Annotated in this window: 11 protein-coding genes and 1 other annotated feature; of the genes, 5 read left to right on the top strand and 6 right to left on the bottom strand. The window is 32.1% G+C overall.

What is annotated here, in order from left to right; translation table 11 throughout:
- Positions 1-25: 25 nt before the first annotated feature.
- From ACX6CF_RS09260 to ACX6CF_RS09250, 3 genes are read left to right on the top strand one after another with little or no spacing between them, the layout of a single operon-like run.
- Complete coding sequence (locus ACX6CF_RS09260; RefSeq protein ID WP_458785043.1) at positions 26-931, top strand: AraC family transcriptional regulator; 906 nt, start codon at positions 26-28, stop codon at positions 929-931.
- A gap of 58 nt (positions 932-989) precedes the next feature.
- Positions 990-1,439, top strand: a complete 450-nt coding sequence (locus tag ACX6CF_RS09255; protein ID WP_458785042.1) for a MarR family winged helix-turn-helix transcriptional regulator — start codon at positions 990-992, stop codon at positions 1,437-1,439.
- 23 nt (positions 1,440-1,462) lie between these two features.
- The gene (locus tag ACX6CF_RS09250) at positions 1,463-2,089 is read left to right on the top strand and encodes a GNAT family N-acetyltransferase (protein ID WP_458785041.1); all 627 of its coding nucleotides are present in this window, start codon (positions 1,463-1,465) and stop codon (positions 2,087-2,089) included.
- Positions 2,090-2,183: 94 nt separating this feature from the next.
- Here the strand turns inward: ACX6CF_RS09250 and ACX6CF_RS09245 are convergent, their stop codons facing one another.
- Entirely contained in the window at positions 2,184-3,521 is a 1,338-nt protein-coding gene (locus tag ACX6CF_RS09245) for a sodium-dependent transporter (RefSeq protein WP_458785040.1), read from the bottom strand.
- Positions 3,522-3,670: 149 nt separating this feature from the next.
- Positions 3,671-3,904 (bottom strand) — a binding site (T-box leader).
- A 259-nt stretch (positions 3,905-4,163) separates the two neighbouring features.
- Here ACX6CF_RS09245 and ACX6CF_RS09240 point away from each other — a divergent pair.
- Together ACX6CF_RS09240 and ACX6CF_RS09235 are read left to right on the top strand one after the other, a co-directional pair.
- A complete protein-coding gene (locus ACX6CF_RS09240; RefSeq protein WP_339362816.1) occupies positions 4,164-4,364 on the top strand; it encodes a helix-turn-helix transcriptional regulator in 201 nt (66 codons plus the stop codon).
- 4 nt (positions 4,365-4,368) lie between these two features.
- The gene (locus ACX6CF_RS09235) at positions 4,369-4,692 is read left to right on the top strand and encodes a hypothetical protein (protein ID WP_458785039.1); all 324 of its coding nucleotides are present in this window, start codon (positions 4,369-4,371) and stop codon (positions 4,690-4,692) included.
- Positions 4,693-4,777: 85 nt separating this feature from the next.
- Here ACX6CF_RS09235 and ACX6CF_RS09230 read toward each other — a convergent pair whose 3' ends face one another.
- From ACX6CF_RS09230 to ACX6CF_RS09210, 5 genes are all read right to left on the bottom strand, one after another.
- Positions 4,778-5,311: a hypothetical protein gene (locus tag ACX6CF_RS09230; protein WP_458785038.1), complete on the bottom strand. Its 534-nt coding sequence runs from the start codon at positions 5,309-5,311 to the stop codon at positions 4,778-4,780.
- Between the two features lie 452 nt (positions 5,312-5,763).
- Positions 5,764-6,378, bottom strand: coding sequence for a peptidoglycan recognition protein family protein (locus ACX6CF_RS09225; protein ID WP_458785037.1), 615 nt, complete (start codon positions 6,376-6,378; stop codon positions 5,764-5,766).
- A gap of 22 nt (positions 6,379-6,400) precedes the next feature.
- The gene (locus ACX6CF_RS09220) at positions 6,401-6,712 is read right to left on the bottom strand and encodes a phage holin family protein (protein ID WP_458785036.1); all 312 of its coding nucleotides are present in this window, start codon (positions 6,710-6,712) and stop codon (positions 6,401-6,403) included.
- A gap of 26 nt (positions 6,713-6,738) precedes the next feature.
- Positions 6,739-8,409: a T3SS effector HopA1 family protein gene (locus tag ACX6CF_RS09215; RefSeq protein ID WP_458785035.1), complete on the bottom strand. Its 1,671-nt coding sequence runs from the start codon at positions 8,407-8,409 to the stop codon at positions 6,739-6,741.
- 71 nt (positions 8,410-8,480) lie between these two features.
- Entirely contained in the window at positions 8,481-21,869 is a 13,389-nt protein-coding gene (locus tag ACX6CF_RS09210; RefSeq protein ID WP_458785034.1) for a Tc toxin subunit A-related protein, read from the bottom strand.
- Positions 21,870-21,874: the final 5 nt, after the last annotated feature.

Genomic DNA, 21,874 nt, shown 5'->3' with positions numbered 1-21,874 from the left:
TTGAGACAAGAGAGGTGGCATAACTATGCAGAGAGATATTATTCCTATTAACGAAAAAGGTATGGAAATATTAGAATATGTTGCCGAAGATTTCCCATTTGCAATTTTCTTTGCTGATATAGCAAAATATGCACTGGGTAGTGTACCGTGGCATTGGCATGAAGAGATAGAAATATTTGTGGTGACTAAAGGTTGTCTTCGAATGCTTTTAGGTAGTCAGGAATATATCATCCATGAAAATGAAGGAGCTTTTGTTAATTCGAATATTTTACATTCAATGGAAGTAGCTGAGGGTGAAGGCTGTGAACTAATCACAATTCTTTTTTCACCGTCTATTTTTACTGGTGGTAAAGCCACCTCCCTTTATCGTCAGATGACTACACTGATTTATGATAATGCAGAATTAGCAACCTATATCTTTTCCAATACTTCCACATGGAAAAATGAGATCATTTTAGCCATTAAAAAGATTTATTCTGCTTTTACTAAAGAACTTTTTTGTAAAGAATTGATTATATGCGAAAATCTTTCGAGTATTTGGCGATTCATTCTAAATGATATAGTATACAAAAAATTAAAGAGTGTGCCTATTAACCCATTACAAGAATGTCGTACTCAGCGCATGATGCAGTTTATTCATGATAATTATTCAGAACTATTATCTATCAAAGATATTGCTGATTTCGCCAGTATCAGTACCAGAGAATGTTCCAGATGTTTTCAAAATATCATCCATACACCACCTGTAAAATATCTTATGAAGTATCGTATATCAATTAGCCTTTCACTATTATTAACGACAAATTACTCCATGACTCAAATAGCTGAAATGATTGGTTTCAACAGTTCTAGTTATTTTACGAAGGTATTTAATGAACATATGAATATGTCCCCGACTGATTATAGAAAGTTACATCTAACTAAAGATTGACAATTGTATTTAGTTAGGCTATTATAATTATATTAGCCTAACTAAAAGGAGGATGATTATGAACTTAAGAACCAATATTAATAAGTTCTATCAAGATTGTATTTTAAATGAATTAAAACTAATGAACAGTTCCAACTTTGACAATAAAATCACTTATAACAGTTTACTCTATCTCGATCTTATAGATTCTACTGCAAATTGTACCGTTAGCTATATTGCAAATGCACTACATATTGCAAAATCATCTGTAACTCTTAAAGTTAAAGAATTGGAAAGGTATGGACTGATAGAAAAAGAACAGAGTAAACAGGATAAAAGAACTTATTATCTTACAACTACTCATAAAACAAAGGATTTATGCAAAATATATGACCGATCACTTAAACATGCTATTAAGGAAATTGAAGAACTCTATTCAAAAGAAGATATACAAAAATTTAATGAAATGCTACTTATTCTAACACAGCATTTTAAATCGGAGGTAGATGAAGAACTTAAAATCAAATAATTTACAAATTCAGGAGGGATTACATGAAATTCAAGTTTGTGAAATATAAAAATTCATATACATTGGATGCGGCAAGAATGATGAGAAAAACATGGCATTATGATAAATACTTTGAAGGTATGAAAGATAACATTTTTTTCTACAAATTATTTTTTACGTATTCTATAATGGTCAGTAATTATTGTGATTTAATTGTAGATGAAAACGATAGATTAGTAGGACTTTTAATGGCTGGACCAATTAAACAAAAGTTATCGTTAAAGCATATAGGATTAGGGATAAATGTTATATATAGGTGGTTAACAGGTCAATTCGGCAAAAGAATACGCGCTTTAAAAACTACTTCTATCATGGTGAAAGATAATAAAAAAATAATGAAAGATGCAAATAGATACGATAATGAAATCACCTTGTTTTTTGTGGATGAAAATACCAGAGGGAATGGATTAGGCAAAAAACTGATGAATAGGTATATTAACTACTGTAAGAACCGAAGTATTAAAAATATAATCTTAATGACAGATGCTGGATGTAATTATGGCTTTTATGAGCATTATGGATTTAAGCGAATCAATGCAGTCCACAGCAATCTTTTCGCAAAACCTGAAATTGAGTATAATGGATTTGCATATGCTTATAAAGTGGAATAATGATAAAGCCAGCTAATACAGCTGACTTTACACACTATAATATTATTTATCTATTTAATATCAAATATCTTATTTAAGTTAAAATTAATTTTAATTAAAATGCTACTTTCATAAATAAAGCTACGCAACAAAGGATAATGACAAAGGGAACATAGATATAGCGACCTATAAAATACCATGTATTTCTCTGCTTTTTAGTGCTACCCTTATTGATTTCAATGAATAAGTCTTCTTTTTTCATCACCCAAAACCAACAAACAGCACCTAATGTTGCACCAATGGGGATAATATAAATTGATACAAAGTCCATCCATGGACCCCACTGGAAGATAGCTTCCATATTTATTCCAAATCCCAAACAGATTAAACACAGAATGCATAGAACTCCTTTACGATTGAGTTTCGGAAATTTATGTAGTAAAGATTCACCAACTGCTTCAAACATATTTTGCAAAGAGCTGATACCTGCGAAAATCATAGCAACATATAAAATAATTGCAAAAATACGACCCATAGGAATATCTTGCAAAATGGTCGGTAGTGTAACAAAAAGTAATCCTGGACCTGCTCCAACATCAAGGTCATAAGAGAAACATGCAGGAATAATGACCAAGGCTGCAATCAGTGCAGCAATGGTATCAAAAAGGGCAGTTTTGCGAGCCACAGCAATTACATCCTCATTTTCTCCTAAATAAGCACCATAAACAATCATGCCACTCCCTGTGATAGACAGTGAAAATAAGGCTTGTCCCATCGCCCAAATCCACACCATTGGGTCTTTGAGTACCTCCCATCGTGGAATAAGCATAAACAAGTAACCTTCCATTACATTTGGAAGCATTGCAACACGTACTGCCAAAATAATAAATATTATAAAAAATAAAGGCATCATAATTTTGTTTGTCTTTTCAATACTCTTTACACCTAAAAATAGCGTTAACAAAGTGCCTATTACTACAATAACATGGTATGGTATTACAGAATGTGACGTAAGTGAAAAGGATTCAAACCACTTACCAGTGTTTACAGTCATTAAATTACCTGTTACGGAATTAACCAAAGCCTTAAATATATATGCTACAATAACGGCATAACCAATCGCAATACACATTGATCCTGCTAAAGGCAACCAGCCGAGAATTCCACCTATTTTTCCAGCTCTTTTACTTCGTGTATTCAATGCGTTTTCATAAGAACCCAAAGTACCTGTTTTGGAACGACGTCCAATAGCAAACTCTGCAGGTAAGCCTACATAACTAAAAATAATAATAAAAAATAGATATATTAGCAGAAATGCACCGCCACCATTGCTCCCCAATTTATTTGGAAATCCCCATACATTTGCCATTCCTACAGCAGAACCCACAGATGCCAAAATAAATCCCCAGCGACTGCGAAATCCTCCCGATTTTTGTTTCTTTTCAATACTCATTAAAGCGCCTCCTAAATTAGTTTCCTCATCAATTTGTTTTATTCATATAGTTTTAAAGAACAATAGTCCACTAAACACAAACTTAGGTTCTTTCGTAATAGAAAAGTAGAACTAAAATAAAAGTCCTCTGTCCCTAACAAAAAAAAGGGACAGAGGACGAAAATTTCGTGGTACCACCTCTGGTTCAAGTATTATTGAAAATACTTCTCTTTGTGTGCTTACACACACGCAAGCTATATCGGGCATACCCGTCTTACCCTACTAAAATTTTTTCAGGCAGCTGCTCCAGAATGTATTCAAGACAGTAAGTTTACATCCTTTCACCAACCGGACGCTCTCTATAAAACTTTACCTGTTCTACTTGTTTCCTTCTTCGCATTACGATGTTGTTTTACAATATCACACTATTTAATATAAATCAAGTGCTACATTAATCTATTGGTAGTGTAAATACTGCTATTTCATAGATTCTTTCCTTTGTATATTGAATACTAAACTGTTTTAATATTTTCAACGTATTAATCACAAGTCAAAAAATACATTTTCAGCAATATCTACGTTAACATTTGTTGACAAAATGTAATCAGTGTGTTACATTATAGATGTAAACAACAAGTTACATTTTGTTAAGGAGGTATTACCTTGGTACAGAATCGAATTAAGGTTTTGAGAGCAGAACGAGATTGGACACAAGCTGATTTAGCTGAAAAGGTAGGTATTTCTCGTCAAGCGGTTATATCAATTGAAAAGTATAAATATACTCCCTCATTAGAATTAGCTTTCAAAATTGCAGAAGTATTTAATGTATCAATCAATAAAGTTTTTGAACACAAGGAGGGTTAAACGGATGAATGAACAAATTATTATTTCATTTTTACTTATTTTTGGTCTTGGCATTACACTTTTTCTTTATGTGTGGAAGGCTAAGAAGGAAATCGAATACAGAAAAGACGAACGTTGGCAATTAATTCAGAACAAAGCAAACAATGCTGCAAATTATTCAAACTATATCTTGATAGTATTTTTAGCTCTCGGAGAAGCGATAACGCTATTTAGGGATATTCAAATAACCTTCACCTTCAATAGAGCATTAACTTACGGCTTATTATTCGTTGGTTTTCGCAACGCTATAGAATTGTTTGCATTAAGATATTTCGATAAACAAATGTAACTACTAGAAGCAATTCCCTTTATAGTAGACAGTTCTATTATTTCAACTGTCTGCTATAAAAAGAGTATATCAATATCATTTCCATCTATTTATTTTCTACCATTTGTTGTAATAATAATCGTTCACCGTATACGATTCTTACAATTAACTCTACTGCTTGTTTTCTAAGTTCGTAACATCTACTTCTACTCATATGCATGCTCTCTGCAACAATCTCCATAGGACATTTATGAACATAGTTTTGCTTAAGTATTATATAATATTTTTCATTTATTCCTTTTATCAATTCCAAAGAATCATCAATAATACTTATATCGTAACTTAACTGTTTTATTTCTTGTTCTATTTCACGAAGAACCATTTTATATTCTTCTTCAATCTTTTCTTTATAATTATCAGCAGTCGCTTCTACATGATTTAATATAGCAACCTCCTTACCTTTTTCAATGACAAAACGTGTAACTTTACCTGAATATTCCCCTTTAAGCATCTTAGACCGTATATATTCATTTTCCTCTTCACTTGATAATCGTTGTATTTGATTCCTTAAAAATGTCACTCTTACCTTATTGTACTCATAATTTTTGAGTAGATCCTCGATTAAATTTATATACTTCAAATTACAACCTCCCTAAATAATGTTTTTAAGCTGTAAAAACTAATGCTTCATTAGCCCTATAAGTTATATACACATTAAACAATTTATTATTTAATTAACTTTTTAAATTTCAATCTATATAGTTTATTTAGAATATATATTATTTTCTTAATAATACCATTTATTTTTATTGTATTATTCTCTTATCTGTCCTTTTTTTGTCCATTAATTGTAGATAATTGTCTACTAAGATAAGATAAGCATTAAATTTTCACATTCTTATTCAACGAATGACTTACAGCCAATTCATATTAGGACTATATTAATTCTTCTCACCAAAGCTGTCATAATTCTATTTTAATCTATAATTATAACAATAAGATAACAATTTATTTAATTGAATTATATTAGATATTAATATTCCAACTAAAAATAAGGCACTATTTGTAATGATTACAAATAGTGCCTTTTAGCTATAACTCTAACAGTCTCCATAATATAGCAAATAATTCTCCACGAGTTATTGAATCATCAAATCTTTCTTCATGAATAATCATTCCTCTGTTAATGAGCTGTTGATAATATGTCTTAGCCCAATGTTCTTTTTTTATGTTTTTCTTTTCTTCAAATGAACAATAACAGCCACGGACAAATTGTTCCCATCTACCTTCCTTAAGAAGTACAGCTGGGCAGTACTTGTCTGTCCAGTCCTGATGTTTTTTAATATCATCAATAGATGTTATTGCCATCAGGTAAGCAATAAGCTGTTGTGCATTTTTTTCTGCCATTACCATATTAATACCTTGATGCATGCATATCTCGATTCCAATACTTGTATCATTACCTTTTCTACATCCAGCATGCCATGCCATCTCATCTATAGGTATATGTTGAATCACATTATAATCATCAACTGTATAATGCCAAGATACTTTATCATTAGTTGATTTAATATACGATGCATGCATAGCTGCATCTGCACCCTTACGAGTATTCCCAGTATTATGTACAGTAATGCTAGTGGGTGTTATTATAACTCCTGGTCTATTGGGTCTATTACTTGGTATGAAATCTTCAATAATGTTCATTGGAATCACCTCCATGTAGTTCTTATGATCTTCTTTTGTCAATATCTCTTTTGTAGGTAACCTGCTTCAATATTTCATTACCGAATACCGAAACAGCTGCACATAAAATACCTTGCATAATACCAATGAAAACAATATCAAAACTCCATGTTTTCTCTATCACTAGTCCCATATATAATACACACATAATAATAGAACTAATTAGTAGTGCAAATGGGATAACCCAATCTTTTATATGTGGAATATTCTTAAGGAATAACCCTAGACAATAACATACCACCACAACTATTAATAATTCAGGACGAATAACTTGTAATACTTGTTCCATACTCATAAAAATCTCCTCCTATTAATAATAATTTATTTTTTATGACTGCTTTTCCTACGTCTATGTAACTTAGATTTCTTATCGCTGTCAGAACCACTAGCTTCACTGACACTGCTAGCTGAATCACCACTACCCTTTTTATTATCAACAACACTTGACTCTTTACTCTTATCATCCTGAGGGTTCTTAATAGGAACTCTTGGTTGTTGTCGTTTCTTAGTTATGTCTTCTCTTACTTTTTTAATATTCTTATCTATTGCTTCTTTTTCCCTTCTCATAACGACTATACGATCATTAATTTCTTTTACTTCTTTTTCAATAGTAGTCATCTGTTCTTCTAATGCTTTGATAGTCTTGTCGGATTCTTCTTTGGGCCATATATCAGCTGCTTTATCCATTTTTACAGACAAAGCGACTTTTTCCATTGCTAACATAAACAGTCTATCTTCTTTTTCAAGCTCTTCGCATTTATTCCTTATATGACTTTCCAGTATATCTTCTACTTCTTTATTGGCACCAAATAGATCTCTGAATCTCATAATCTTACCGTATACCATTGCGTCTGTGATATCTTTTTCGACGACAGTACTATTTACATCAATTTCATCTCCATCATCACCAAAATCTTCTTCTAAACTAAGAACCTTGTCATTAACAGAATAAGAAGCTTCTGCTGGACTTCTTTTCTTATCGTCTTTATATTTTTTATCCAACTGCTTTAATTCATTTTTAAACATTTCTTTATTGGCAGAAATTATTTTAGTTACTCCTTTATCTTTATTATTAAGTATATAGCGTTTTAGGATATCACGCTTAGTCTCCGTATCAGTATCAGTGGTCTCAATATTCTCTACAAAATTAATAATATCAAGAAATTCTGGTTTATCTGTATCATAGCCATTCATCTTTAATGACTCTTGCAGCGCTTTTTTCATAGCTTCTTTACTTAAATCAGAATCAACATCCTTGACCAAAATATCTGTGGCATCATTTATGATCTTTGACCTAGCCATACCATGACTTGAACTAAAAGGACCCTGTTGTGAAAATGAAAATCCTGATGACCATTTTTTCATTCCAAAAGGTGCATGGTCATACATTTCTATACCTGCTTTTTTAAATCTATCATCTAGTTCTTTGACAATCTTATCTATTATTTCCTTGTCACTAGTAGATAGATACATAATTGCACTATCCGTTCTTACTCCTTGATGATTAGGTCCTAAAACTTTGAAAGCATTAATATATGATGCTTCAGGAGATCTTTTTATATCCTCTATATACGTAGCCAATAATTCAAAAGCCTCTTTGGCTTTCTTAGGGTCAAAACTTAATGTAATCCTCGAATTTCCTTGTTCTATTTTTTTACTCCTTTTATCTCTTACAAAATAAGCAAAATCTTTTTTCCCCGCTCTAAGAGCTTTTTTAATTGTTGTTTTTGAACTTTGTCCATACATTCTAAGTCCTTTGAACTTGGTCTCAACTGCTATTAATTGATTTTTGAATGTTTCTTTCTCACTATCTGTTAATGTTTTTGGTTCATCATACTCAGGTACATTCACCTTGTATAGATTATATATATCCTTAATCTTACGATTATAATCATACTTTGCATAATCCTCATCTGTAGTAAATTTACCATCTACCACTTGCATCCACTGCTCTAACCAACTTAATAAACTATCAAATACTTCATTTGGCATAATTTCACTCTCCTTTTTTTATAAAAAAACAAGAGAAAAAACTTGGCAGTTTTCTCTCTTATCAGCAACTATTATACTGAAACCTTATATCCTATGATAAGTCCTACATTCTTAACATTGTGCTTATCTCCTTTTAGAGTAAAGCTCCACTGTGAACCTCTACTACTGATACTTAAACCGCTTGTCTCAACATACTTACCACTTTCTAGGTTATATGTTTTACCACTATCAAGTATCATACCTAACTTACCTTCTTCATAAAGGTCACTTACCATGTAGATACCATCAATCTTGCTTCCTGCCATATTAGGTAGCATATCTCTAGTTATTGTCACAGCCAGCTCATCATCACTTTGTAGGAAATCAGTCCAGCTATCACCAAATGTTTCTGACATATTTACAAAATGCAAAGTATTATATGGCTTTAATATACCTCTAACAGCATCTCCAAAGCTTTGTCCACCTTGTTTTGCTGTATACTTAAGGTTGACAATAACATCTTTTAAGTCCTTAGGATCATATGAACCCTTTTTCCCATTAAGTTCTAGTCGCCATCTCGATACTGCACCAGTACCTTCAAATGGTAAATAACGTTCATCATCATATCGAAGCTCAAATAATCCGTTATTCTCTTCATACTCACCTCTTGGTGATAAGACAATCTGCTGATTAACCTTCCAATCTGAGCGAATAGAAGTAGGCTGAACATCTTTTGGATCAATCATGTACTTAACGGCTTTTACATCTGGTTCAATAATAGCCTTATGGCTTAGCTGTGTTAAGGTAGCATTAACAGGTGCTTTACCTTCTCCCATATCAAATACAACTGATATGGTCTTTACTTGTCTACCATAATGTCCTTGGAAATCATAATCAAATAGAGCTTCTGTCAAATTAAACTCACAAACTCCTTTTTCCTTAAGACTAACTAGTGCAAATGGGTCAAGTTCTAGTAGAGATATAGGTTTGGCTATCTCCAGGTCACGACTATTGCTCTCAATATATGCCTGTTCCATTCTGTCTAAATCATAGCCTAAACTCTCACCTGCCAACAACCCTTTTCTTAAGCTATCCCAGTACATGGATGAGATATAATTCACTTCACTTTCCTTCATACCTCTCTCGTATTGGAATGCTTTTTGAGCAGATTTTGCCATTTTATGTGCAAGCTTGTAAGTCTTGAAATATAGTGTAGATAATTTGCCTGCCATCCAGTTATATAACTCTTTATTCGTAAATTTGTTCTTCATAAATGTATTGACTGAATCATTTTGTCTAATTTCTTCTTCCAAAATATCAATCTCAGTCTCAGCTATACGTTGTGATAACTTTGATCCATTAATCTGATGCTGTAATTGTATCTTTTCACTTTTCGCCATCTTAAGTTGTAATTGCCAATCCTCTTTCATACGTTCCAGATTAGCTTTCATACCTACAATCTCGCCTAGCATATTAATGCTTTCACCTGAGGTCTCTGTAGCTTCTGAGAAGTTTTCTAGTAATCCATCTGTATTAACTTCTGCATAAGTGAATGTTCCTATTATAGCCTTAGGAATGAGTGAAACACCCATATTAACAAATTTGGCAATAGAAGCTGTTGTCATGAATGCAGCACCAATAGACATAAGACTTATCTGAGCTATCTCTGCTGGTATGAACCCTGTATTTATTAAATCTTTATAATGTTTGATAGTATCTTCAGAGTTCTTTAGGCTCTCCTCTAATGATTTTGTATTTTCTATAGCTTCTTGTAGCTGACTTTCTTTAATCTTGCGAGTCATAGTCAAGATAGTATTCTCCTGCTTTTGCTGTAAGAGACTAAGCTCTTCGGAATCCTTTTTCTCAAGAGTAGCTAATAGGTCATTACCAAATTGACTAACCTTAGATGCTAACTCGCTAGCCTTATTTATCATGAAGTTAAAACGGTAGTGTGGAGTACTTCCATCACTAACAGCTATTGCCTGTGATAAACTCATTCCACCTGCTACTGCCTGTACAAGAGCCATAGGATCAATAGGTGGCTGGAATAATGGTAACGGTTGATTGATTCCCATGATATTCATACAATGTCTAATCTTATACAATCTGTCCTCAACAGTATTCCAATAATTAATAAAATTCCAGTTCTCAGGTATAAAGAAATATGGATTAACTAAGCTATCATTAACTGTACCTCCAGAGAATAAGTGTATTAAAGTATTACGGCTAAGATTATTTGTATTCTCAAGATCTAATAGGAATTCGTATCTATCCTCATTATTAGTAGCTTCTTTTGTAAGTGTTTCATAATCTACATCATCAGTTAATACTCTCTCCCCTAAAGCTTCTGGTTTTTCACCAAGCAAATCATAGGCTAAGATATATAGCATACGTGCCTCATTAATAGATTCTCTTGTGTATTGTCCAAAGAGTAAATCTCCCCAATCAACAATATTATCAATATAATTCATTACCAAAGCCTTTTCATAAGCAACAATACGTAAATCAGCTATGGCATGAGGGTCAAATGGGTCTTCCAGATATTTCTTAATCTGAGTTTGATCATCATCTTCTTCTATTCCATATAGATCATCTGTAGATGCATTTATAAACGGTAAGAACTTCCACCAAATTGCCTCTGTTGGGTCAAATATGAATTCATACCACTTTTTTGCCTCTTCAAACAACTGAGCTGTATTTAATGTCTGAGCCAAGAAGAATGGTACATGGAAGAATAATTCCCAATAATAACTACTATTAGCACTATCAAAATCAAGAGTTTCTGATATTGGATATATCTTGATTCTATCTTTATTTATTTTAATAGTAGTAGTATTACTTATATTAGCATCAAACTTAGGTAATTCACCTATTTGCTGGGTACTTAGGTCTAAAAAAGCTTCTAATCCTTCTGTAAATAACTTGGTACTCAACTTATAAGAAGTACTTGAGGTAAGCCTGATGATATCATAAGGTACATCTTCCACCTCATAAGGTCTAATATCACTATTAATGTCGTACTTAACATAAGCATTATCTTTAAATATATACAAATAATTACCTGTATTAACACCAGCATCAATACCATTTAAGAATTCACTTGGTATGTTTAATAAACTTCCAGCCATATTTTTATAACCAAATGGATCAGTAGTTGTAATTTCTCCTTTGTCTATATTTAATTTCTTATAATAGCATTTATAGAAGATATAACTCTTTGAATCTAATGTAAATGAAGCATGTGTAGGTATCAAATCAATAGGCTGTGGATATCCCATATCCATGTATTGTGGTAATTTACCGTTAACCAATGTATAACGGATATATAAATCACTACTAAACATATACAGATATTTATTATCTACTACAATGGCTGATTCTACACTACTCATATCACAGAATCTACTAACAGCAATAGTTTGTGTAGTTACCCAACTAGTATCTGATGTAGGTGCATCATTAAGTTGCATAACCTCATTACCTTTAATCAAATATAGGTCATCGTTATATCTAAAGCTAGCATCAATATCTACTGGATTATTATCTTGGTCACTAATAAGTAATCCATGTGAATCCCAGCTATTGGTATTTAGATTATATTCACAGAAGTAGAAGTTATAATCAACCATATCGTTTCGTTTATATACCATTACACCATTATCTGATAAAGAGACAGCCCCTATTGATGTACCTGTCTTTAAATGTCTTACAAACTCATGTGTCAATAATTCTGCTGCTGTTAATTCACTATTGACAACTATGATTTCTTTTCCATCAATAACATAGAGAATACCATCTTTCATAAAAGCTGAATCAATGTTGATCTCATTTAAACTCACATAGAATTCTTGATTGCCAAGGACAGATTTTATATCCGTTTCCAATAAATCAATACTCTTTGGATAATTAACCGGTGTTTGGCTGAACTCACCATTTTCAAAGCGCAAATAATTATCATTTTTAATGATATAGGTATAATTATTAATGGTAAATGCAGCTTTAACTTTTACACTTGCTTCACTCGGATCTGCATGTCCCCATCTTTCATAGTTAAAGCCTTTATCATAATTATCAAGTATATTTCCTTCTTCATCCATGAAGTCTCCATCAAAAGCAAAGTACCTTTCACCAACTATAAGATAGGTAGTACCATCTACTTGGAAAGATGCATCAATATGTGTTACATCTTCACCTAGCTTGGAGTAATCTATAGTCTTAGGCCATTCATTTTCATCCAGATTATGCATTGATGGCTTACATAAGAAACTACCACCCTTATGATCAAAGGCAAACCAAGGTGCTTTTCCTATGTTAAAAGCAACGGCATTTTCCATAGCAATATTTTCCTCAAATAAGGTTTTAAACACTGATTGTCCCATATTTTCATAAGCCGGATTGTTATTACTAACTACCGTATATAGTTCTGGTGTCAATAGGAAGGTTTTATTCTTTCTATCATGTCCTGTATCAAATGATTTAAAAATATTGTAATTAAGTAAGTCCTTGTCAAGAAGACTATAACTACAGTTGATAACAATATTGTCATGAGTGTTTGAATCTAATTTGTCAGATTTCTGTACAAACAGTTCTACACCTACAGGACTCTTCACTTCTGTAGTGGACTTAGTTACTAAATCTGATATCTTAATCTCTTGATCTAGTGTCTGAGGTATAACCCACTTACCATTTAAGTTAAGGTATGAAAAATTAATCTTTATGACTTTATTATTTTTCTTAGTTTTGTCAAAATTATATTTTCCACCACTTTCACTGGCTGTTGCGTTTTGGCTCTCTTTTTCTTTGTTATCTAGCTCTACTTGTGGCCAGAAAACAAATGTTTTACCAAAGGCATACACTGGATATACCTTTTGAGAATCAATTTGAAGCTCGGTATCAATCCATGAATCCCATTCAACAGCCTCTGTATCCCCATCAATAAATGTAGCAGTACGATAATAGTATTTTGTTGGTTCTGTCTTTGTGCGTCCAAAAATAATGATTCTATCATCATTAGTAGAATCGTCATTATAGCGATAACCACCTGCAACAGTTAATCTAGACACGTCATCATAGGAATCCAAATAATTCTTGTAAGCCTGTTCAACTAATGTATCTGTCAGTTCTCCTTGCATAACTTCATCTTCAAGAGTCTTGAACTGTTCTGTCTTAGTATCTCTAAGCTCAGGGCGAATATAATTTTCAGGATATAGAAATACCTTACGGTTGGCTTCCCATACACGATAATTCTTCATCCATTCCCAATAGGACTTCAACTTATCTTTTACAATATCCATATCTTCAAAATTCTCTAGTGCTGGTTTTTCTAAGTCCATAAAGTATCTATGGAAGTATAATTGCATACAAGCTAAGGCTTCTTTGATTCTAGAGGTTCTAGCACAGCTATCCATATCCACATCAATTAACAGCTTCTCATATAATTCTCTACTGTTACTTACATCATTTTCTACATATGTGAGATAAGGTACCAATACATCTCGTTTCATAATATTTTCTTCATCTTGTATCTGTTCTTTTAGTATTGCCCAATCCTTCTGACTATTCATTAGTCCTAATTGTTTGTAAAGATATCCAGCTGCCTCATCCAAATCTTTATTGTCTCCATAGATATATGACCATACGTATCTATAAAGCTTAGATGGTGTAGTCTCTATATCTTGTGTTACTTTAAAGATGGATAGCATCTTAATGAGTATCTCTATATTGAGATTTACTTCATAAGGTGACCCACTAAACAAGAAAGCGTGTTTTTTCTTGAGCCATTTTATTTCTTCTGCATCCCACTTAAATATATCACTTAATACTTCATAGGATTCTTCTATAATATGCTTCTGTGGATGCAAAAAATCTGTAAGGGTATAATTATCTCCTATATACATATGGTCCATATACTTATAATCAGTGATAATCTTAATATCAGCTAATAGATAATCTGCATATTCTCCCCATCTGCTAATTATTGATTGAGGATATATAAGATCCATCTTTTTATAAGCAGGGTCTGAGTATCGTATATAATCTTGTCCTTTTATCATATAAGTTTTGTTATCAAATATGAATGCGCCATCAATGGATTCTTCAAATTTAATAGGCATGTTACCCCAGTTATTGCAAATATCTCTAGGATAGCCTTCATCTACATATTCATTATCCAAGTTACTATAACGAATATACTGATTATCCTTGAAAACAAATAGTTTACCCTCTCCATCTAAGAACGCAGCATCTACTTCAACCATATCATCTAGATGTTCATCTGGGTTAAAGGTATTCTTAATCTTACCCCAAGCTGTAGCTATTTCTGCTATCTGATTATTATAAAAATACTTGTCCTCCTTGAAGAGATATAATCTCTCATCTTTGTATAGAGCTGCATCCAAATCATAAGTAAATATTCCTTGGAATGTAGCTGCATCTATACCCAAATCCTCGTCAGTTATAGCTGTAATGGATTTTGGATAACCTTCATCTACGTATTCGTATGTTTTTTGAGAGTAACGAATATATTGGTCCCCACAGAAAATGAATGTTCTATTTTCATCTCCAAAGGTAGCATCTATTTTTTCTTCTTCTAGCAGATTGTTTCTGATTCTTCCTAAGTGACCTATTGGCAACTCCCTGATTTCTCCTTGTGCCAAAGCTATACATTTATCTTCTATAAAGATGTAAATAGTGCCTATATTAGCTATTATTGCTTGTATAATAACTTCTTTATTATAATTATCATCTGTCTTGCCAATCTTATGATCCAGATTTTCAAAACCTTTTTCAAAACGTAGATTCTCATAGATTTTCTTTGGATAACCAAAATCAATATATCTATAATCACTTGATGAATAACGTACATATTGATCCCCGCAGAATAAATAAGTAATGCCATGTGAATCTACAAAAGAAGAATCTATTCTGTTAAGTTCAACAATGTTATTATCTACCTTACCAAAGACCTTGTTCAAGCTTTCTACATATGTATCAGTCCTTCTGTTCTCACCCTCCATTGGGTCTATGTTGATATTGACAAAGGCTCCATCTACCAATCTAGAATACTTATCTTCATCAAAGAAATAGATAGCATCATCTACACCTTTAAACAGAGTAGTAATCTTATCTAGTGGTATATTCTTCCACATCTTATTTATGTCTTTTGGATAAGACCATATTCCCTCTACATAATTATACTGTAGCTGTTTATCCCCATGAATCAGGTAGATGTTATCATCTTCTACATATACTGCATCAACTTGATCAAAGCCCTCTATAACAAACTGCATTGGTATATTCCACCATTGTTCATCAACAGTTTTAGGGAATCCTGTATCAGGTTTGCTATAATCCTTACCGGAATACTGAACATATCTAAATCTTCCTTGTTCATCTGGTTTTTCTAATAAGAAAGTTTTATCCTCTATGACATAAGCGATATTTACATTTTTTAATCCAAAATGTTCTTCTATGAGTTTTGGTACTTTATCAATATAACCATATTCTTTTGATGACTCATGATTATATATAACGTATTGATCCCCACTGAATAAATAGGTATTACCATCAACACCAACTAATCCTGCATCTATATGATTATTCTTAATAATATTATTATCTACATATCCCCATTCTTCTGCTATACTATACTCTTGCTTGGATAAGAAGTTGTAACATGTATGATACATATTATCTTCTTCTATATTACCCGCATCATCTTCAGAATCTTTATTATTAAAATCATAGAAAGCATATGTATTACCATCTGTTCCCTCAAGAATGGAAGATATTCTCCTATTATCTTCTATAAGCTTACCGTCACCATTATCATCTAATGGTCTAAGCAATGGTGGTAAAATTTCCGTTAGCTTTATACCATCCAAGCTTTCTAAATCATTGCAGTGTTTATAGTTACCATCCTTTTGAGTACGCATATAGATGTTTCCTTCATGAGTAAATACACATGTAGGTATTTCAGCCTCCATAAGTGAATATGTTTTATCTAGAACTTGTGATACAGATTCTACAAGTATAGTGCAAGTACCATCTTTGAAGAAGTACATATTCCTACCATTAGCCATAGCACTATCTATTCCATTGGAGAAGTCTATATCCAGATTCTCAAACCCTGGTTCTTCAGATAACTCTTCAGCTATGTTCTTAGGATAACCCTCATCTACATATCTGTTCATATTAAAAGGTAGAGTATATCTATAATATTGATTACCGGAGAATACATAAATACGCTCTTTAAGTTCATCATTATCAGGTATTTTCACGGTCATAGAAGCATCCACTAATCCTGTATCTGCAATATTATTTTTTACATTACCCCAAAAGTCCATGATTCTAATTGGTACATTACTATCTATTTTTGAATAATCCTCAATCTTATAACTTATGTAATGTTCATTAGAGAAGATATATACTTTTCCATCCTTGCCCGTAAAAGCTGCATCAACATGTTCAAATGGCATATCCCCCCAAGTATCTGACATCAAGACAGGTTCTGACCACCATCTATATTGATTATCAAAATAAATATATCTGTTACTTGAGAATAAATAAGTACGTCCTTGTTGGTCAGTAAAAACAGCATCAATAGTATCAAAATATCTATCTGGTAGATCAGTTTTTGTTAAAGCAAAAGGCAAATTCCACCAGTTATCATCTAAAGTCTTTGGATAGCCTTCATCCACTACGGTATAATCATTAGTAGAATATCTAACATACTTCATGGACTCACCATCTGTCATACCACATAAGTAGGTTTTGCCATCTAGTACAAATGCCGCTGTTACCTCTAATAGTGAATCCCAATCAGATTCTATAAATCTTGGATAACCAGAATCAACAACCTTATAATCTTCACCTGAATAGCGATAATACTGGTCTTTACTAAACACATAAGCCTTACCATCTAATCCTACAAATGCTGCATCTACTTTACTATTTCCAATTATATTATTCTTAACAATACCCCACTGTTTAGATGTTTCTTCCTCGCTGCCTGATACATGGAATCCTTTATCATCACAGGTTATATTAATGGATTTACCATCTGATAATAGGCAGATGCCATCGTCTGTGTTAATAGCTACATCTATTCTCTTTTTAAAATTATAAGGTAATTGTGGCATCCATGTATCAATAGTAAGAGGATAACCTTCTTCCACATATACTCCATTATTTTCTATATTATTCCTATAGCATATAACTTGGTCACCAGCAAATAAGTAGTATCTGTCTTCCATAGTGAAAGCAGCATCAATATGTCTCATTCTATTGAAATTATTTTTAACATGTCCAAAACGGTCTAAAATCATTTTTGGATGTACATAATCATCTGAAGATACATATACATCATCCTTGAATAAATATCTTTTATGGTCTATTCCCACCATTGATGCATCTATAGACTTATGAAAAAACGGATGAATTTCTTTACCAAACTCTTCCTTCCAATTTTTATTAATATCTTTTGGATAGCCTTCATCCATATATTGAATCTGGTCATTAATATTTACGTCCAATAAATATCTAATATATTGACCTTTTGAAAATAAGTAGGTTTTTCCTTGTTCATCTACGTAAGCTCCATCAATCTTGTCAATATCAGAAAAGTTATTTTCTACTTTTCCCCATTGTCTCTCTTTTATTTCCCATAGATCAGAATTGGTAGTTTTACAATAGTAATTAGTTCCTGATATGATGTGAATTGTACCTGATGAATCTACAAAAGCAGCATCAACACAGAATGGGTTCACACCTTGCTCGCTATACTCATAATAGAATCTATCTATATCTGTTAAACCTTGATACAACTCATCTTCTTCATCTTGTTCCTCTATAACCTTAACTGTAGCAGCCATATCCCTTACATAGGTATAATCATCAGCAGAATATGCATAATAATTATCTTTAGTAAAGAGATATATTATAGAGCCTACCCCTTCTAAGATGACATCAAATGTATCAATACCCTCTAGCAAAATTAAATGCTCTGGAAATTTCTCTGTTAATTGTTGGTCATGAAAAGCTACTTCTATCTGATCTGTAGTAAGCCCTAATTTTCCTATCAATATAGCAATCTGTTTCGCTCTACGATAGAGGTTGTTAAATCTTGTGCTGTTAGGTTCTAACATAAGCTTATCATTTACATTAACAGCTTCTATTACAGGACCCATGAATTGTTCCACTAAACTATTATGGGTTCCAATGATATTATTCATAACAACACTAATCTCATCTGCTCCAATACCATATACATCTTGTAAAGCAGTAAGTAATGTCTCCTCCTGGATTATTGCCTGATCTATAAGAATCTGAGTAATATCATCTATTTCCTGTTTTATTTCCTTAGCTATATCATGTAATAAGAAGAAGATATCCTTATTGTAATCATCAAATCTCTCTATTTTGAAAATAAGTGCATTATTCACATCTAAGAAATAATCTATCTCTTGTCTATTAAGCTTATAATCATAGGTATACTCACAGGTTTCCAACATTTCCACAAGCTCTTCTTGCTCCATCTCATTCAATCCTAATTCTTCTAAAGCAGCAGGCTTAACTCTGTATCTGTCAATTACCTCTACTATTTTACTCATATGATTGAAAATGATTTCTTCCTCGATATTAGTGAAATAATCACCAAGCTCGAAGCATTCCATGTTGGAGTTCTGACTGAAGAAATTATAACCTTCTGAAGTTATCTTTCCATTTCGTAAGTATCTTCCTTCTAAATTTTTGTATATATCTGATGCAACAATATAACCTGATACTCCTCTAAGCATAGTATCATCCACATTATAAAAATAGTCTTTCACCTCTATAATATGTTTTTTTATGGCATCCAGTATTTCAAAACGATAAGGATAATAAGAAATAGCTAAGTTAAAATCCTCAATAGATTTATTAAGCAATTCTTCTTTATCCCTAATAATATGCTCATCATCTATATAATCGTTAAATAGTAGATTAGTCATAAGCTTTTCTGTATCCAATTCGCTTATAGGTAAATGTGAAAAGATAGTACTATCCAGAACAATATCCTTATCTGTAAACTTCTGCATATTGTCTTTTATAACTTGATATACCTCTTTAGCATAATCTGCTATATCAGCATTAACCATAAATAATAACTTGTTCTCCACAAATCCAAAGAACTCAGGGTCTATGACATTACTATCTTCATCTATATAATTATTGAACAGTAAATTATCATATAGTTCCTGTTGCTCACCTTCTGATAAATTCATTTTCTCAAAGTCAGATGTATATAATGACATTAATACATCTTCACTAGATTCCTCTTCACTTAAAGCTTCTTCATAAATATTAGCTATTATGTCAAAAACATCATCCCTCATTTTGCTAAAATCCGTAGTGATTTGGAAATTTTTTTCCTTCTCTGGGCAAGTATTTTCATTGATATCACCTTTTGTATTAATATAACCTCTATAAACCAGATTATTTTTTAGTTTTTTAAGAATCTTCTCTTCTAAACCAGTATTAATAAAATCCTCTAGCCCTAGAAGATCCAAATGATTAACAGCGGCATATACAACTTCAGAAACCTTCTCTATATCCTTATCTTTACTGCAAAGAATAAGACCTCTATTCTCATGAGAAACAACTTTACTATCACACCCTATAATATAACGATAAATAGCTCTTGAAGTTCTATCATCACGATTATCAGTTGTTAATACTTGTGGTTCAAATAGTAAGGCTTTAAACTGAGTATAAAGATTATTCAAGAAATCTATCTTAGCTTTTTTCTCTTCTTTCAGAGCTTTTATTTCTTCTGTTTCTTCGTCATTGTCTAACTCATCCTCTTCAATAGCTTGAAATCGCAAAGTTATCTGACGTAATTCTTCACCAGTAAAATCGTTCTCCTGCATCCATTTAGTAATAGATACTATAAGTTGTATTAGCCAAATATTATTTGTTACATCATTGCTTGAGAAGATTGTGTAACAGTCCCTAGCACTAGGATTATAAGCAATTAACCTGTCAAATACATTATGAACTCTTATAATAGGATCATCAGTTATAACATCTAATATATAGCATAGTTCTTTTACGGATATATCAAGGAACTCAGTCACTGTGGCTACTCTATTGAGAAGGGTTAAATTAGTTAATAACATATCCTTTGTTACTTTTAAACCTTCAATTCCTAATCTATCAGTGAAACATGTTATAAAAGTTGCCACATCTTCCTCTGTCATCTTAAGAGCTTTACACAATCTTACTCTAAAATCTATATTATCATCACTCATGAGATCATCTTCATTAACTGGTAGGATTCTAGTATATTCACTGTTCTCGTACTCAGGGTGAAGAGTATCTGTCACTGGGATGTAATTTTTATCAATGGCAGTAATATCACCATTGTATATTCTATTAAATAAATCAATAGGCTGCTCTTCATTACCTGTTCCTAGAGTATTCATGGATACAAGTAGTCCACATGTCATATCCATGGGCAACTCATAATCTTTATGTAATTTCAGGATATATGCCATATGTAGAATAGCTTTTTCATCAAGTATATTATTGCAACAACTCCTAAGAATCATATCTAATTCTACAAATGATATTTGTGTCTTCTTAGCTAGATAAATAAAAAGATATGCACGTTTTAACCATATCTGCATATCCTCATTATTTTTAAAACCTATAAGTTTTTCTTGTTTCTCGTCTAATACAGCATAACCTGATAAACTATTATTCAAGTAGAAGCTTCCTGCATATTCTGATTCATTGTCACTAAGATTTCCATATAGTAATTCTAGTAATTCTTTAAATGTAATCTTAGTCTTTCTCATGAATCTCTTTACATTCGCAAGTAGAGTATTGACATCTTTTTTCAAAAGGTTATCTATATTGTCACCTTCTAAGTCATCTGCTTCTTCGTCAATATCTCCTTGAGTAATACCATAGAGTGATATTAATTCAGTTGTATTATTACAGATATGATTATAAGCTTCCTCTGATAGTCCTAAATATTCTCTTGCTATAATATTATTGCTCTCATTACGTAATTCCTCATTACTATCTATAGAAAAGAGCTTATATAATTGTTCCTGTGTTATATCCATATGTGCTAAATAGTTTTTTATCTTCTCATGTTCTAGATTGAATGGAAGATTAATCGGATGTTTAGCTCCTTTTAATACCTCATAAGTATCTCCTTCTACTCTTCCTTCCAATATTTCATTAACGATATCTAGATAAGGAACCATAGTAAAAGTATTTTCTTCGTCTAGAAGTATATGAAGAATATCTTCTCTTCTCAGATTCCATAAGCTACTATCGGCTTCTTCATCAAATTCATCTTCATATAATTGTAGCAAATCAGCTAAATAAGCTGCTGGTGATAGAACAGATCTAGCATCATCGCCTTCTCTGAAATCTATCTCTCCAAAGATTTTTTCATAACTTGAAAAATCAGTATTGTTATCTTGACTCATTTTTT

The organism is Vallitalea sediminicola (genome assembly GCF_054408565.1).
The sequence above is the reverse complement of the archived record's forward strand: the minus strand, read 5'-3'. Positions and strand labels throughout refer to the sequence as shown.